Below are 16669 nucleotides of genomic sequence, written 5' to 3' on the forward strand. Positions count from 1 at the left end.
AAATTCATTACTAAGTTCCCTGGAAAAACAGATGGCCTGATTCAAGGCGGCTCGATGCTTTCGATATTGGAAAGTGGTTGGCTGTAATGACTCAGCTTTAAGTCAAATTTTGGGCCTTCTTTGGTCATCACCTCAACCTTAATATGACGTAAGCGTAATTCTACTGGTAATTGATTGGGGGCTGTGGGTAGTTTTGCTTCTATGCCGCCCACCTCAGATGCAGAGAAAGCATACGGACTTCTAACCACGATGCGCACCAGATTTTTATCGTCTTCCTGATTAATCCTGGCATCACTCATATAGGCACCGGGAAAATTCTTCATTTCCTTATTTAAAACTTTGCGTATATTGGTTTCATAAAGCACTTGGCTTAAAATAATTTTGGTATTGGCGCCTAAGGCGGCAAACAATAAAGCTATCAACAAAAAGCTCACAGCATTCAGCCAGACAACTTTTTTATTACGGTAAAATCTATCAACGGCTTGATGAAAACCGGCTAGCCACAAGATGATGGAGGAAGAAAACTGGATAGCCACTATATTGGCAAAAGCCAATAAATAGGCCCCGCCAGCATTTTCCCATTCGCCACGGGCTGCAAAAATGGTTCCGGAGCATAAAGGAGGCACTAAAGCCGTGGCTATAGCTACGCCGACAACCGCATTGATAACACGCGGCGAAATGACAGCGTATGCACCGACAGCACCACCGGCTAAGGCAATCATTAAATCAAGATAATTCGGGTGTGTGCGGCTCAATAATTCTTTGCCGGCTGGCATATCGGTATGTAATAAACCTACGGCCAGTGAACACAGTATCACGATGCCAATACCGCCACCCAGTGATCTGATCGACCGTCTAAATAATACTGAGTCACCATCTACCAATGATAGCGAGACGCCGGCAATCGGACTCAAAAGCATGGCAACCAGCATAGCGCCTATTACCCCCGAGGAACTATCCGCCAATAACGCATAGGAAGCGATGATGGCTGCTAATGCGTTCATGATAATAAAAGCTTTATCAAATTCAGCGTTTTGAGCAATTTCTGCCCTAATCGACTGAATCTCTTGCAGGCGGACTTCTTTATTTTCTACAAAACTAAACATAAGTAATAATTGATGAAAAAGAACATTAAAAAACAAAGAGTTTGCCAGTATTAAACATGGATTAATTAGCTGTAAATATTATGTTGCTCTTGTTTTCGACTGGCTGACTACCAGCCCTCAATGCAGAAGAGTTGTTTTCGATCAGCGTGGGAGTCATTAATTATTCACAATATAAGGAGTTGCAATGAAAACACAATTTATTTTGAAACCAGTGCTGATAGGGGGCATGATTCAACAATGCAGGTTTAGCCGGATTAGGTTATCAATGACAAACCGATAATGAAAAATAAAAATGGTGAAGATACATTCAGTGGGGATTACGCGTTGAAAGAAGAGGGTAAAAAGCACAAACAAGAAACTGAATTTGAATAAAAACTCCGTTTCCCCGCAGTCAAAAGCTAAGCATCTTGGTATAAAACCAAGACACTTAGAGTACATCGTTAAATTATGTCGCAACATCGTTTGTTTGTTTGTTTGTTTTTACCGAAAAAATCAATTACTGAGATAAGGGGTTTTTTCATGGGTGTGGCTACAAAACAGCAACAGCCCTCTAGGTGTTTTTACTACCGCCAGAAGACATGATTAAAACTATCACCAAAAACACTAATAACACCGGCCAAAAATACGGGGCAATAATCAAGATACTCAGTAGCGAAAAGCCAAGCACGCCCATAAAAATAAACATGCCCACACCCAGCATAGCCAGCACACTCAGAACGCCAATAAACAGCATCACTAGCAACAAAGCGGGTATAGCGGCCAGCCGAAATAAAGGTTCAGCAACTGGCTGGCCATTGATTAGCAAGCTAAACTGACCTACACCTGGATGAAACAGGTAAACCAGCGCGGCGATCAGGCCACCTAATATTAGAGTTTTTAACAGTAGATGATGGTTTGGTTTGGTTGACATGGCTGTTACCTGGGGTTTATTTACTTTGGTCTTCGATTAAACCATCTTCATAAAGTCTGAAATTAATGGCTAGGCCATTGATATTACCGACCACATCATAAAAATGTAGATCTACAGACTCAGCCTCAGTCACTTTAATGCCAGGATAGCGTTTTTCGATTTCCTGCATCTGAGGATAGCTTAAGGCATAGTAAGGTACTTCCTTGGCCAGTTTCATCAGCTTGCCATTGCTTGCAATCACCAACTCCAACGCAACTACGTCTTGGTTATTTTCCGTTTTATCGGCTTCGATTTCGAATCTGATCAAATTGTTGTCGTTGATCTGGGATAGTTTGCTGATGTCTTTTTGGTCGATGATAGCCAGAGTGGTTTTTTTTACCGCCTCGGGTAAGCTATCAAATTTCACCTGAGTTATTTCGGCAGCTACAGCAGTGTTTAAATGAAATAAAACCATCAGTAGGGCGATTAAAAACTTTGCATAAAACATAAAATCCTCCGGATTTAGAAATGAATAAAAAGTAGGGGTGATTGAGGCTGGCTGGGTTTACTTGCTGAATATCCCCTGCCAGCCACCTGAAATCAGTCGGGTGATTTGCATCAGGATGAATGGCACCGACAAGCCGGCAGGTGCCGCCAAATAACGCGGCTGCCATTGCGGGGCAAACTTGGCCTTGTATTCGTACAAACCTTCAAAATTGTAAAACTGATCGCCCATCTCAAAAATAGTCGCGCCGATTTTATGCCACAAGGGTGACAATCGGCGGTGTTCCAGTCCGGCCAGGGGCGCCATGCCTAAGCAAAACCATTGGTAGTTTCCGGCTTTGCCCCACAGCATCAACTCGGCAAATAAAAAGTCCATAATACCGTTTGGACTGTCCGGATCATAGCGCATTAAATCGATCGATAATTCATCTAGTCCTGCAGTTTGCCAGATATTGGCAAAGGCTTTGATGTGTCCGTCCGGGTCTTTGATCACGGCAACGTCGGTGCGGAGTAAATATTCTGCTTTAAAAAATCCCAGTGAAAAACCTTTTTCTGAGGTATTTTTCTTGGCTAACCAGGCATCGGAAATTTGCTGCAACAGCGGCATGGCGTCTACAACAGCAGAGCCCGTTAAAATCTCAAAAGCATAATTTAGTTTGCCAAATTTATTCCGCGCACTCCGTTGAGCATCGCGTTGTTTGCCCTGTAAGCTAAAGTTAGCTAGATTGACGCGGGCCTCTTCACCCAGTTTGAACAAGGATAATCCCAAATCAAGGTAATAAGGCAGACATTGCGGACTGACTTGATAAAACACCAGTTTTGCTCCATAGCAATCCGCTTGTTCCTGCAGTTGATAGAGTAAGCTTTCAACGGCTTTTGACTCGCCGACCGGGTCGCCCATAGCAATCCAGAATTGCGGTGTGGTGGCAAACATAATAAAAGCGCTACGCTCCGGGTTCCAAAAAAGATATTTATCACCCAGCAATGCCAAATAGCCTTGTGTATGGTCGGCTTGAATTAACAGGCTTTGAGCCTGGTCCAGATCCGCAGTTGTGGGTTTGCTAAAAGGGTGTGGCGGGGCTTGGCTGAATAAACGCCAAATACCGTAGCAAACCGCGATTACAGTCAATACCAGCCAGGCGCGTAAAAAGCGTGGAGCACTGCCATCATATGAAAACTGCCACCATAATTCGTTTGAATAGGCCAGATTACGATGCGAGAAAAATCCTAGCCAACAACTACCACCCAGTACCATCAATGTAGCTGTCAGCCAGGATTTGGAAAACGGCATACGCAACAACGAAGAATGGCGTTGAAAATGGCTGCGGGTGGGCAGGAACAAGGCCAAAATTGCTAACAACAGCAGCGCTTCACGCCATTCAGCACCTTTTAACAAACAGGCGATAACACCCAAGCCCAACAGTATCAAACTGGCATACCAGGCAGCATCTATCTTGAGGTGTATGCCTCGGGCTAGAAATAACAGTAGCAAGCCAACCAGGCTGCCGGTCATATGCGATAACTCGATTACCGGTAAAGGCAATAAATTACTCAGCCAGTTCAAGGCATTGGCATTAGCCGGAATAGTACCGGATACCAAAAGCACACTGCCGGCTAACAGCAATAACAATGAATACAGTTGCGGTAAGATGCCTGAAAGTAACCGACTCACGGTCATGCTACTTTCGATGATCAGATGTCGGCGGCTATACACCTCAAAACCCAACAGGCCACTACCGGCCAAAAGCAAGGGTACAAAATAGTAAATCACTCGATACAGCAATAAGGCGCTGATCAGAGTTAAATGTTGATCTGTGACTTGTACATCCGACATCAACCAGAGAAACGCGCTTTCGAATACGCCGATACCGCCGGGCACCTGGCTAATAACCCCAATCACCTGAGCGACTACAAATACCACCAAAAAGGCCCCAAAGTCGATGTCGACCTTACCCAGCAACAGCACCCACAGCACTAATGACGATAAAATCACATCGACACTGGATACCAGGGTTTGCCAGAAAGTCATGCTGGGCGAAGGCAAATATAATTCAAAGCCTTTGACTAATAAGGGTTTACGCCATAAAAAGATGGCTGCCCAATAACCGATCAAACTAGCGGCACAAACCAAACTGACCAAATGAATGGCCGGCGGGTCTTGTTCTGCGCTACTCAGGTAATAGGGTAATAACAGGCTGCCCAACAAGCCCAAGCTCAGCGCACCCAGTAAATAGGTAATGGCCTGGAAAAACGAAATTTTTAAAATATCCCAACCCGGCACGCCCCATTTTGAATAAAACCGGTAACGAATCGAGCCGCCTGAAGCCCAGGCATGCCCGGTATTATTACTGATGGCATAGCTCAATAAAGCCGCGGCGACCATTCTGGGTAAAGGAATGTTTCTATGCCCGGTAAAGCGTAGCGCCAGCCAATCGTAACCAACCAGCACCAAGTAATTCATCAGCATTAGTAACCCGGCAGCGCCGATGATTTTGAACGGTGTGCTTGCCAACGATGACAGAATTTCGCTTAACTGGTGCTGTTTCAGTTGCTGGTGCACGATATATAGTGCACAGCCAAACAGCAAAACCGGCAGAAACTGCACTATTTTCTGGAGCTGGCGACTTAGGCTTACTTTGATCATATTGAATTTTTATCTCAACTTAAGTTTTGTTTTTGTCGGCCATGCTAGCCGCGACTATGAGTAAATAGCAATAAAAGACTAATGCCAAATGCCATAGGAACACCGGAGCGATAAACTCGGTGTGATTAATGAATGTTGTGCTGGCGATAGACGTCTAAAATTTGATCAGTCAATTTAGGATAATCTTGGTCGAAATGATGTCCGCCTGGCAATTCAAGCAATCTTGCTGCCGTATTCGCCAAACCGGTGCAGGCGGTTTGAGTTTTTTCTTCGACACCGTACACACATAAAATTTTTTGTTTTGGCATTTTTGCCAGTTCCGGCGCCAAAGCAAGTTCACCACCTGCTTGCCCCAGCCAGCCGGACACATGTATTTCAAAATCGGCATGATCGGCCAAGGCCAGCAGTACCAACAGCGAAACGCTATCCTGATCTGCTGGCGACAAACGGTTGTAAATGGGCGGCAGAATGTCGGCACCGAAGGAATAGCCGGCCAGCACAAAGGATTTAACTCCCCAGTGTTTTCGGTAGTAGGCCAGGGTGGCAGATAAATCGGCAGCGGCTTGTTCAGGGGTTTTGTGCTCCCAGAAATAGCGCAATACATCGACGCCAACCACAGGATAGTTTTGCCCAACCATTTCCCCTGCTACGGTTCTATCCAGATCACGCCAACCGCCATCGCCGGAATAAAACAAAGTCAGGCTGTCGCTGGCTCTGGCGGTGGGAACTTCTACCACCGGCATGGGTGGAGCTGACTGATTGTCGTTACCTAAAATCGTATTTAGCTCTTCAATTAGTACCTCATCCAGCGGGGTATCGTAAGGCGCAATCCTTGTGTCGACGTTACCCAAATTACGGATGAATACGCCAGTCTCATCGGCGGGTTGATCGGTCCAAACCGCGCGCCAGTTATCTTCGATTGCCGTGGCTGAAGTCAAAGTCTGGAATTTATCCTGATGCTGGCTAAGTAAAGGCGGACACAAGCTCAGTTCGGCGGGTAATTTTACCGAGAAAGCAATAGATAGATTTCGGGCGTCGTTACCGGAGCTTGATAACGCATTAACAAACGGTACGACAGCACCCTCTGCAATGCCGGCGAGTATCATTTGACTATTTGCCGGCTGCGATAGTTGACTAGCCAAATCGGTCAACAACATATTAATACTGTCGTCGCCCAGGCATTGCTCAGTTTGGGTGGTAAAGATATTAAAAAACTCCCCGTCATCCACTATCGCCGCCGTCAATCCCAAGCGTGCAATGCGTTGGCCTAATGCTTTAGCATCAAACTTTTGCGTGTCGACAAAAACCACCGCCAGTGCCTGAGAGCCCCAGAGTGGTTCGGAGACGCTGATGGTCTTCAGCTCATCAGTATTCAGTGAGCTATGTAGGATGGGCGGTTTTATTTTTGCGGCGAATGTCAGCGCGATAACTAACGCTGTGACTGTGACAAACAACAGCAACAATCTTTTGATTTTCACTGATTGATCTCCGCGCTAAAGATGCAGAAAGGAGGCTATCAAATGATTGATTTGCTCAGCATGAGTAACTGGCGCGGCATGACCTGCTCCCAGCACAATCTCCAGTTGACCCTGCTTTAAACTCTGCGCCAGTTCGCCCGAATGCGGTAAGTCTATGATGTCGTTTTCGCCGGCAATGACCAAGGTTGGCGCGGTAATGGCCTGCAAATCGGCGTGATCCAATTGCGGGGCGACGCGCCATAAGTGTTTGATTTGCGCTTCCAGGCTTTCATGTCGATCACCCGCACCAGACCACCAAGCGCGCAACCAGGCTAACAGCTTTAGCTTGGCATTAGGCTGTTGTGCTACATCGCCGGCTGTAATCACGCCAGAAGGATGAAAGTTGGCGCTAATGGCGACAATTTTAGCTACCCGCTGCGGCGCTTCCAGACCCAGTATCAGCGCGATAATACCGCCGTCACTCCAGCCGATGATATCGGTACGCTGGATTTTTAGTTTATCCAGCACCTTTAAGGTGTCATCGGCAAAGGTTTGGTAATTTAGTGCCGCATGACCGGTCGTGGATTCGCCATGGCCGCGAGTGTCGATCAATATCACTCGACGGCCTTTTTCAACCAGCCATGGCAGTTGCGAAAACCAGCTGAGTTTGTTGCTGAGTCCGCCATGCAACAGCAAAACCGGCTCGCCACTACCATATGCGACATATTTTATGTTGGCGCCATGGTTTTTAAGCGTACCGGTTTGCACAACTACCCGAGTGGTGTATTTCCAAAACAGGTAATTCAAAAAGTTAGTCGACATTGGCCGCAGCCACAACCACAGACTGAAGCCTAAAGCCAATGTCAGCAGCCCAAACATCAGAAACAGTGGATGGTGCTTGAGGCTGGGCATGGTTTCCAGGTTGATTAAACCCAGTCCGAATCTGAGTCACCGTCATCGAAAAAGCCATCACTATCATCACTGGCCAGATAATCGCTATGGTTGCTGGTGTCAGGTTGTTGATCGTCGCCGTAATAATTATTGACTATGTTCTGCTCGGTGGCTGGGGTGTTAGCTGCTTGTTGCCCCAAGCCAGGCTGGTGATGGCCCATTAAATTTTCAATGCCTTGAAACAAAAACGAACCGGCCACCACGCCGGCCGCAGTCGTGGCGACATTGCCCAGGAAACTGGAACCAAAACCAGGCCCCGGATTCTGTGCTGCCGCTCTTGAAAAAGCCGGATTGCCTGGCGCTTGAGGTGTATTGGGTATTTGATAACTATTGGCTCCCGGTACCCCATTGGAACTCGCAGCAGCCGGCGCCCAGGGATCACCATTCAAGAAACTGTTAGCCGGTTTAGCGGGGCTTTGTTGTATCTGATGTTGTAACTCAGTGATTTTTGCTTGAGCCGCTTGCAGTGCCTGGTCTTGTAATAAACTGCGTTGTACCAACAAATAGGCCGCATCCGGTTGACGAGCTATGGCTTCGCGAATGAGAGCTTCCGCGGCGCTGTCCTTTTCAGTTAAATTCACATCAACCAATTGGTTTAAAAATTGAGTCAATTGGGTTTGTTCTTGATTGTTCATATTGAAAACTCCACGCTGTCAAAGTTGTGCTGATAAAGTTGCATTGTGTTGTTGAGTTAATAATGCTGTTTGTCTTCTATGGTGCCTGCATCGTTGATCGATACCTTCCATTGCTGGCCCTCGCTAGTCAGATAAATCTCATATTCCTCCCCTGCATCATTAGGGTTGCCAATTAATTCAATTTTTTGTAGGGTGAAGTTGGGGAATTCAGTTTTTAACGTGCCGATGGCCGCTTGCGAAATGCCGTCATAGCTGTCTACCAATATTTCATTAGTAAAAAGATGGCCATTTTCGGTAAATAACTCCATTAGCGTTTCACCGGTATCAACCTTGAAGCTAACTTCCAACAGCTTTTGGCCAAAGTGTGTTTCAGGTGAGCCTTTCATTTCCTGAGCAGTCGGATGTCTTTTTAAGATATTAGCGCTGACTTTGGCTGGAATGCTAACTGATTGGCTGGGCTCCGCATTGATGTTGAAGCTTAAAAATATAGCTGCGCTAGTTAGGCTGGAAATCAAAAATTTATGCATATTGTCCTCATTGTTGTTTAAAAAAAATGTTTGTATTTTCAAGCGATTTCAACACTGTTAGTTAACTTATCGCAGGAATTATGCCATTCAGCTTTTGCTTGGAAAGGGTGGAATTAGTCTTTTATTTGGAGAGGGCTTGAGATACGTAAGGTGTTTGACCCAGAATACCAGGGGTATTTAAATCACTAATCCCTATTTTTCAACCAAACCTGTCTCGCCAAGTCACCCACCGACTAAACCTGATAGCTATCAAAGTCATTATATTCTTACTGGTTGTGCGTCATACATGAAATTCAGCCTCAGCCAGCAGTTGCGTTTATTGAGTACATGGATATTGATGCTGGCTTGTGTTTTTCAACCAGTTTTAGCGGTGCATTATCACCAATTAATTTCAAACAAAGCTATCAAGCACAGTTCTGACAAGGCTTAAGCAGTTGGCACGCTTTTGGCTCTATTAAGTTTAAGTCAGTCGCTGGTTAGGATTAGGGATTTTCCGGATTAGACTCAAAACTAGCGACTGCTTTTATTAATTGTCTCTGTGTTGATTGGAATCGAACAAGAGTCTCAATCCATTTTGGTTTTGAGTTTCGGGTTGATTAATTAAGCTTTAGCTGATGTTTTTATAGGTGAATTATGCGGAACAAGTTTTTAGTTACTTTGAAATATTTGCCTGTTATCGGTGCTCTGTACGCACCTCTGAGCATGGCGGACACCACTGATATGTCGGGTAGCTGGAATTCGCTGACTTTGTCAGGCAGTTTCGCAAAACTGTCGGACAACTTAAAAGACTTTCGCTGGCAGATTCTGGAGCAGGCACGCACACGCGGGGATACTCCGGATGGTCAGCGATTTAGTGAAAATCTGCTGTTCGGCCAAGTGGGGTATGCCATTAATCAGAATGCCAGCATTTGGGTGGGTTATGTGCATGACTGGATACATCCTTTAGATAAACTGGCTTTTCAAGAGAGCCGGCCTTACCAGGATTTCTTGTGGAACTCCAACTTCGATGAGCTTCGATTTACTAGTCGGACTCGATTTGAGGAACGCATACGCCAGGATACCGGTGATGTGGGTGGTCGCTTTAGGCAGTTATTTCAGCTAAGTTATCCGCTGGAATTCATCAATAAAGATTTAAGGGTTTATGTAGGTGATGAAGTAATGGGCTATGTTAATACCAATACATTTGGTCGTACCGGCTTTAGCGAAAATCGCGCATTGGGGGGCTTTAGTTATCAATTTACCAAAGAATTAGGTGCTGATTTAGGTTATTTGGGTCAATACGTGGATGCCCTGGGCGGAAATAAACTGTTTATACATAATGCGCAGTTCAATCTGAGTTATAGATTTTGAGCAGTCTAAGGCTTTGTTGCATAAATCAGCAAAGCCTAATTTTCAGCCTTATTATTGGCAATCCTCAGAGGGTTGCAATCCTTCATTATCTACTGATAAAGAGGCGACACCTTCGGCAAATGTAATGATCCATATACTGTCGAAATCATCATCGTTCCAATCAGGTGAGTTTTTGACACCCAACTTTTTCGCCAGATGGTGAATCGCGCTATGTTCCCATACCAGTAACACCGTGCCAGTTTTGTTTAGAACTTCGGTGGCGACATTCTGATAGTCTTTCTCGTCAAACTGGCTATTTACCGTTAGGTTGTATTGGATGGCAAATGGCGAAACTGTTTGGAACATTCTGGCGTGCTTGGTGGATAGGCCAAGGCTTAGGGAAGGGACATAAGTTTGGTCAGGCCGACCGAACTTGTTATAGAGAACTGTCGGCAATTGTAGTGCTCTATTTTGGCCTTGACAGGAAAGATTGTCGCCATCGTTCGGTTTTTCGCCATGCCGGATGATAACCACTTTTAAGCTATCATCCGGCATGCTTTCAGCAATGCTTGCGATGGGGTAAATGAATACTAAGATAATTGCAAAAATTGATGTTAGGTTACGGTACATCATTGAGACTCTCCTTACTAGAGATGTTCACTCGGTTCATAATATTTTCCAGCCAAGTAGGCTAATTAATTTTCCCAATCTCCAGCATCTCCCTTGCATGCGCCAGGGTGTTTTCGGTGATGGTGACGCCGCCCAGCATGCGAGCGACTTCATCCACGCGTTCTTCATGGCTTAATTGACGCACAGTCGATGACGTAACGGCTGCATGCTGGTTTTTAGCTACAAACAAATGCTGATGCGCTTGCGAAGCGACTTGCGGTAGATGGGTCACGCATAGCACTTGCCGATTTTTACTTAAACGGCGCAGTTTTTGGCCGACGATTTCGGCAATGCCGCCACCTATACCCGAATCGACCTCATCAAAAATCATGGTTGGGGTGGTTTTGTCGGTGCTGGTGGTGACTTGAATTGCCAGACTGATACGCGATAACTCACCGCCGGATGCCACTTTGGCTAACGGTTTTGCCGGCAGACCGGGGTTGGTGCTGACTAAGAATTCGATGGTATCGGTGCCATTGCGTTGTGGTTCGGTGTTTTGGTCGGGCGTTATTTTCACTACAAACTCACCATGCGGCATGCCCAGTTCCTTGATGGTATCGGAAATGCGTTGTTGCAATTCGCTACCTGCTCGGCTGCGGCTGGCAGATAATTCGTTTGCTAGTTGTTGGTATTGTTTTAATAGCTTTTCGCAGTCCAGTGTCAGGCTTTCGATGCGTTCGCTGCTGTGGTTGATGTTGTCCAGTTCGGTGGCTAATTGAGCGGCTAATTTTGGTAATTCTTCCGGAGTGGTTTTATGTTTGCGGCTGAGGTTTTGCACGATGCCGATTTGATTTTCCAGCCGGATTAGTTGTTGCGGGTCGGCTTCCTGATTTTCCAGAAATCGGCGTAATTGCTGGGCGGCTTCACCGATTTGAATCTCAGCTGATGTCAGCAAATCGCTAACCTCAGACATTTCGTTGGCATAGGTGGTTAATTCGCCTATGGCATGGATACAGTGCCCCAGCATTTGCGTGACCGATTGCTGGTCGTTATCGTACAAGATATCCAGTTGCTGCTGACCGACGCTTAAAATTTGCTCTAAATTAGCCAGTTTGTTGTGTTCATCGGCTAACGCCTGATAATCAAAATTTTCCAAATCCAGTTGCTGCAATTCTTCTAATTGATAACGCAGTAACTCTTCGCGCTCGGCTTGATCAGTGCCGGCTTTAAGCATTTGTTGCAAGGATTTTTGGCTTAGTTTCCAGTTTTGATGGCAGCTGTTGAGTTTTTCCAGTAGCGCTTGATTTTGGGCAAAATCATCCAGTAACAGGCGTTGTTCTTCTTTGTCCAGCAAGGTTAAGTGGGCATGCTGACCATGGATTTCCACCAGTTGCCGGCTCAAGGCTTGCAGGATTTGCAGATTGACCGGCCGGTTGTTGATATAGGCTTTTGAGCGACCATCTTCACTGATGGTGCGGCGCACCAGGCATTGGCCATCGTCGTCAAGTTCCTTTTCTGCCAGCCAGTTTTTTACCACTGGCGCTTGGCTTAAATCAAATTCCAGATTCACTTCGGCGCGTTTGCTATTGGGCCGAACATAGCCTGAGTCAGCACGGTCGCCTAGCGCCAAACCCAGCGCAGTGAGTAAGATGGATTTACCGGCGCCGGTTTCGCCAGTCAATACTGACATGCCGGGTTCCAGATCGAGATCGAGGGCGTCAACGACGGCCAGATCAATGATATTCAAATTTAATAGCATAAGTCAGGCAGGCTAGCCGCGGCTCCAGTTGAGTTTGCTTCTAAGAATGTTGAAATAATCGTGGTCTTCCGGGTGCAAAATTTTAATGGTTTTATCCGCTTTTCGAATCACAATTTTGTCGCCGATTAAGACATCGGGGATTTCCAAATGGTCGCAGGTGACCAAGGCATTAATTTGTTTGGTTTGACTAAAGCCAATTTCGATTTCTACATTGTCATCGATGACAATAGGGCGATTGGATAGGGTATGCGGATTTAAGGGTACCAAAACCAAAGCACTTAAGCCAGGATGCAGAATGGGCCCGCCCGCTGACAAGGAGTAGGCTGTCGAGCCAGTTGGGGTGGCGATAATCAGACCGTCGGAACGTTGAGTATTCAGATAAACCCCGTCGATGCTGGTGACAATCTCTATCATGCTCGGCGTTACCCAGCGATGCACGACCACTTCGTTGACGGCGGTTTGCCTGTGAATGATCTCGCCATCTCGAAAGATGCTGGTGTGCAGCATGCAACGCCGCTCAATTTTATACTGTCCATTCAGAATGGGTTCCAAGCGGCTGGTAAATTGTTCCGGTGAAATGTCGACCAAAAAACCCAAGCGGCCTAGATTAATGCCCACCAAAGGAATTTCAAAATCCGCTGCCGCACGAGCGGCCGCCAGGAAAGTCCCATCACCGCCGACAGCGATAATTAAGTCGCAGTATTCAGGCAAGCGTTCGATATGCAGACCATTGATTTCTGCATCACTAATTAGGCCGGCACTTTCGGTTTCCAGTAACACCTCATGCCCGCGAGCGAGTAAAAAACCATAGAGCTCATTTAGCGTTGCAGCAATTCCGGGGTCGCCAAACTTGCCGATAATGCCAATGCGATGAAAAGGTGTGGGCATGGTCTAAAAGTGGTTAAAAAAACTGAGGTCGATTATACAAACAAACCCACCGTTGCGTCGTTTGATCGTGCTTGTGACTTAGTGAGTCTCAAGCTTTTGCACTTTTAGTTCTGCTGCTGGGCCAAAAAGGTAACGATAAAATCAGTATACAAAACAGCCAACTGACTAATTGTTGATTTTGCAAGCTGTAACCCAGTGCCACGGGGAGGCCTTCAGAAAAATCAGGATGGGCCTGGATAAAATCGTAAGCCGACATGAAGGAATAGATTTCACCAATCACCACGGCAACAACGCCAAAGCTGAGTAAATAGGCTAAATAGCGCTGATAGGGATTTAATAAATGGCTACCCATCAGTTCAGTAAGCTTGAAATCTGCAAAATTGCAGCGGCTTTTGGACCAGCCGACGCAAGCCATCAAACCGAGGATGCCGACAACAGGAATAGCAAATTGTTCGACAGGAAAGCTCAAATAGCGGCCGTTAAAAGCCAAGTAATAAGTTTTGTAAACGGCTAGACAAGCAAATAGCCGGTAAGCATAGTCCAGAGCTTTTGCCCAAAATTCGCCACTAGGACTATCACTTAATAATGCATACCAGCGTTGCGTCAACAAGATACCTAGAGCGGTGTTAGCCATCACCATCCCGACTGTATAGAAACGTTGCCAGTCGCTGTAACTTGTCTGCCAAAGATAATCGACCAGATTAATCAGGCAAACACTGAGAACTTGAGTCAAGCTTAAAAATAAGACTAAACGCAGGGTAGACAGTATTTGCAAACGTTTGAAATAAAAAGCCACAAGGATTAAATATAAAGCAGTGGCCCAGGCAAAATGCAGCAACCAATTCGGCTTTTCCATGACGGGGCCGGTGAGTGGAAACACCGGTTCACGATTGATGTCCAACATGCCCCAGTTAGCACCGACCACGCCTTCGCTGTTACTTTTCCAGGGTTGGTTAAACGCTTCAACGATGTTGTAATCAAAGCCTTGCCGATCGGCAACTTGAATCAATTCGCGGATAAAACGAGCCTCATTCACAACGCTAGGCACAGCAGATCCGCGTTGCCGGCCCACTGCCGGCCAACCGGATTCACCGATCAAAATAGGTTTGTTTACCCCCATACTGCGCGCTTTGTCTTGAATTTGTTTGACGATTTTTTCCACATGCTCTGCGGCATTTTCAATCGCCACGGGTTCGTCTTCCCAATAGGGCAATATATGAATGGTGATGAAGTCGACTTCATTAAATAGCTGTGGGTATTGCATATAACTCGACCAAACATCAGCATAGGTCACAGGTTGTTTGACGGCTTGTTTGACTTGGCGAATGTAGCCGATCAGCGTGTCGATATCCATGTCCTTGCGCAGCAAGACTTCATTACCGACGATAACCCGTTTCACCACATCCTGGTTTTGGTTGGCGGCTTGTATTAGTGTTTGGATTTCAATTTTATTTTCCGGGTGCCCATCGCCCAGCCAGCCACCCATGATCATATCCACACCATATTGACGAGCAAATTCCGGTGTTGGTTGCATGCCGCCACGAACAGAGTAAGTGCGGATGTTGTAGGTTTTATCAGCGACCACACGCACGTCGGCATCGACATGCCCAGGTTCTGGAAATTTTTGCTCTATGGGGCTAAAGCCGTCGTGGTAAGGCGCAAAAGATAAGCTGCGTAATTTGCCTGAGGGTACATCCGGGCCTGCGTCTTGGGGTTGATTGATTAACCAGGCAATGGTGGCGTGAGTAAGAAGGATAAAAATCAGGCAGAACAAAAGTTTTACGGATTGCATTGATACGGTGTGGTTGGTGGGCGATTTTGAAACGCTATTATACAGTGCGCAATTGGAGGCAAATTATTTCACTGCCGGACATGATTTCTATAGTTTGTTTAAGAGAGTGTAAAGTTTAGTCTATGTCCAACCAAGGTATGATGATTCATGTTGTGAACCATAGTTGTGCGTATTTCTGCAGATGCTGCCTTCTTTTAGTGCGAAAAAAGCTTGCAATAGTGCTGTTAAAATCCGTATAGTTTTGATTATAAAGATTATTTTTATTTGGCACTTATTTTGCTCATTTATTATCAAGTTCACTCCTGGGCTTACTCTGTTTGTCAACTGGACAATGGCGTCCTGCACCGAATGTAATTCACATTCAGCGTAGGGCGCTTTTTTTTGGGCAAAATTTGAGCAAGACTCCGATCCTGTTTTTTACAGAGACTATATTAAACAATCAAAATACCTTAACAATGGAGCAGATAGTCAGTGCCAAGCAGATTTTAAGATCATTTAACATAAAGCCATTATTTAATGATTTTGGTTGAAAAATAGTTACACTTCATGAACCACAAAAATGAGATCGCAATGCAAATAGGTATGATAGGGCTGGGTAAGATGGGCGCCAATATGGTCAGACGCTTAATGGCAGATGGACATCACTGTGTCGGCTTTGACGTTAACAGTGCCAATGTAGATGCGCTAGTCATCGAGGGTGCTGAGGGTGCAACCAGTTTGCAAGACTTTGTGGCAAAGTTGCAAACGCCTCGGATTGTTTGGTGCATGGTGCCAGCCGGAGAGCTCACCGAATCGACGGTGATGGGTGTTGCAGAATTATTAGATAGCGGCGATGTGATTGTGGATGGCGGCAATTCCTTTTATAAGGATGACGTACGCCGCGCTGAGTTATTAGCTGAAAAAGGCATCCATTATGTTGACGTTGGTACCAGCGGCGGCGTTTGGGGGGTTGAAAGAGGTTATTGCCTGATGATTGGCGGCCCAGAGATCGCAGTCGATTTACTTGATCCGATTTTTAAAACGCTGGCGCCCGGCAAAGGCGACATTGAACTTACTCCAGGCAGAACCGATGCGCCTAACACAGTCGAACAAGGTTACATCCACTGCGGCCCGGCGGGTTCTGGGCATTTCGTTAAGATGATACATAATGGTATTGAATACGGCATGATGATGGCTTATGCGGAAGGTTTCGATATTATGCGTAATGCCGACTCGGAAAATTTGCCGGACAATTTACGCTATAACCTGAATCTGACTGATATTGCAGAAGTCTGGCGTCGCGGCAGTGTGGTTAGCTCCTGGTTACTGGATCTAACCGCTACGGCCTTGGTTGAAGACCCTGATTTATCAACCTATTCCGGTTATGTGGAAGACTCCGGCGAAGGCCGTTGGACAGTGCAAGCCGCGATTGATGAGGCGGTGCCTGCTCATGTGTTAACGGCTGCGCTGTATGCGCGTTTTCGTTCGCGGCAACAAAATACCTTTTCCGATAAGATGATTTCTGCAATGCGTAAAAAGTTCGGTGGTCACATCGAAAAAAAATTAAGCTGAACTTCTAATCCAACTTACTAATTTATTA

14 protein-coding genes are annotated in these 16669 nt (G+C 46.0%); 2 read left to right on the forward strand and 12 right to left on the reverse strand.

Features of this window, described 5'->3' with window-relative positions; all coding sequences use genetic code 11:
• Positions 1-41: 41 nt before the first annotated feature.
• The 8 genes from A1359_RS09480 to A1359_RS09515 all read right to left on the reverse strand — a co-directional run bounded on the left by A1359_RS09480 (position 42) and on the right by A1359_RS09515 (position 8713).
• A complete protein-coding gene (locus A1359_RS09480) occupies positions 42-1106 on the reverse strand; it encodes a DUF389 domain-containing protein (protein ID WP_157200515.1) in 1065 nt (354 codons plus the stop codon).
• Between the two features lie 550 nt (positions 1107-1656).
• Complete coding sequence (locus tag A1359_RS09485) at positions 1657-2016, reverse strand: hypothetical protein (protein ID WP_066981501.1); 360 nt, start codon at positions 2014-2016, stop codon at positions 1657-1659.
• Between the two features lie 16 nt (positions 2017-2032).
• Positions 2033-2503, reverse strand: coding sequence for a hypothetical protein (locus A1359_RS09490; RefSeq protein WP_066981504.1), 471 nt, complete (start codon positions 2501-2503; stop codon positions 2033-2035).
• 57 nt (positions 2504-2560) lie between these two features.
• Positions 2561-5143, reverse strand: a complete 2583-nt coding sequence (gene mprF, locus A1359_RS09495; RefSeq protein WP_066981507.1) for a bifunctional lysylphosphatidylglycerol flippase/synthetase MprF — start codon at positions 5141-5143, stop codon at positions 2561-2563.
• A 125-nt stretch (positions 5144-5268) separates the two neighbouring features.
• Positions 5269-6621, reverse strand: coding sequence for a virulence factor family protein (locus tag A1359_RS09500; protein ID WP_066981511.1), 1353 nt, complete (start codon positions 6619-6621; stop codon positions 5269-5271).
• Between the two features lie 15 nt (positions 6622-6636).
• Positions 6637-7512, reverse strand: coding sequence for an alpha/beta fold hydrolase (locus tag A1359_RS09505; RefSeq protein ID WP_232322170.1), 876 nt, complete (start codon positions 7510-7512; stop codon positions 6637-6639).
• Between the two features lie 14 nt (positions 7513-7526).
• Positions 7527-8186 carry a DUF2076 domain-containing protein gene (locus tag A1359_RS09510; protein ID WP_066981514.1) on the reverse strand — a complete coding sequence of 220 codons (660 nt, stop codon included), beginning with the start codon at positions 8184-8186 and terminating at the stop codon, positions 7527-7529.
• 56 nt (positions 8187-8242) lie between these two features.
• Positions 8243-8713: a hypothetical protein gene (locus tag A1359_RS09515; RefSeq protein ID WP_083960575.1), complete on the reverse strand. Its 471-nt coding sequence runs from the start codon at positions 8711-8713 to the stop codon at positions 8243-8245.
• Positions 8714-9346: 633 nt separating this feature from the next.
• Here A1359_RS09515 and A1359_RS09520 point away from each other — a divergent pair.
• Positions 9347-10063, forward strand: coding sequence for a DUF2490 domain-containing protein (locus tag A1359_RS09520; RefSeq protein ID WP_066981520.1), 717 nt, complete (start codon positions 9347-9349; stop codon positions 10061-10063).
• A 51-nt stretch (positions 10064-10114) separates the two neighbouring features.
• On the opposite strand, the gene A1359_RS09525 is transcribed toward A1359_RS09520, so the two are convergent.
• From A1359_RS09525 to A1359_RS09540, 4 genes are all read right to left on the reverse strand, one after another.
• A complete protein-coding gene (locus A1359_RS09525; RefSeq protein ID WP_083960573.1) occupies positions 10115-10675 on the reverse strand; it encodes a histidine phosphatase family protein in 561 nt (186 codons plus the stop codon).
• 58 nt (positions 10676-10733) lie between these two features.
• Entirely contained in the window at positions 10734-12410 is a 1677-nt protein-coding gene (recN, locus tag A1359_RS09530; RefSeq protein ID WP_066981524.1) for a DNA repair protein RecN, read from the reverse strand.
• 12 nt (positions 12411-12422) lie between these two features.
• Complete coding sequence (locus A1359_RS09535) at positions 12423-13298, reverse strand: NAD(+) kinase (RefSeq protein WP_066981527.1); 876 nt, start codon at positions 13296-13298, stop codon at positions 12423-12425.
• 88 nt (positions 13299-13386) lie between these two features.
• Positions 13387-15090 carry a glycoside hydrolase family 17 protein gene (locus A1359_RS09540; RefSeq protein WP_066981529.1) on the reverse strand — a complete coding sequence of 568 codons (1704 nt, stop codon included), beginning with the start codon at positions 15088-15090 and terminating at the stop codon, positions 13387-13389.
• 570 nt (positions 15091-15660) lie between these two features.
• Between A1359_RS09540 and gnd the strand changes: the two genes are divergently transcribed.
• Positions 15661-16641 carry a phosphogluconate dehydrogenase (NAD(+)-dependent, decarboxylating) gene (gene gnd / locus A1359_RS09545; RefSeq protein WP_066981532.1) on the forward strand — a complete coding sequence of 327 codons (981 nt, stop codon included), beginning with the start codon at positions 15661-15663 and terminating at the stop codon, positions 16639-16641.
• The last annotated feature ends 28 nt before the right edge of the window (positions 16642-16669 follow it).

Origin of the sequence: Methylomonas lenta (assembly GCF_001644015.1) — a bacterium.
Classification (GTDB): Bacteria; Pseudomonadota; Gammaproteobacteria; order Methylococcales; family Methylomonadaceae; genus Methylomonas; species Methylomonas lenta.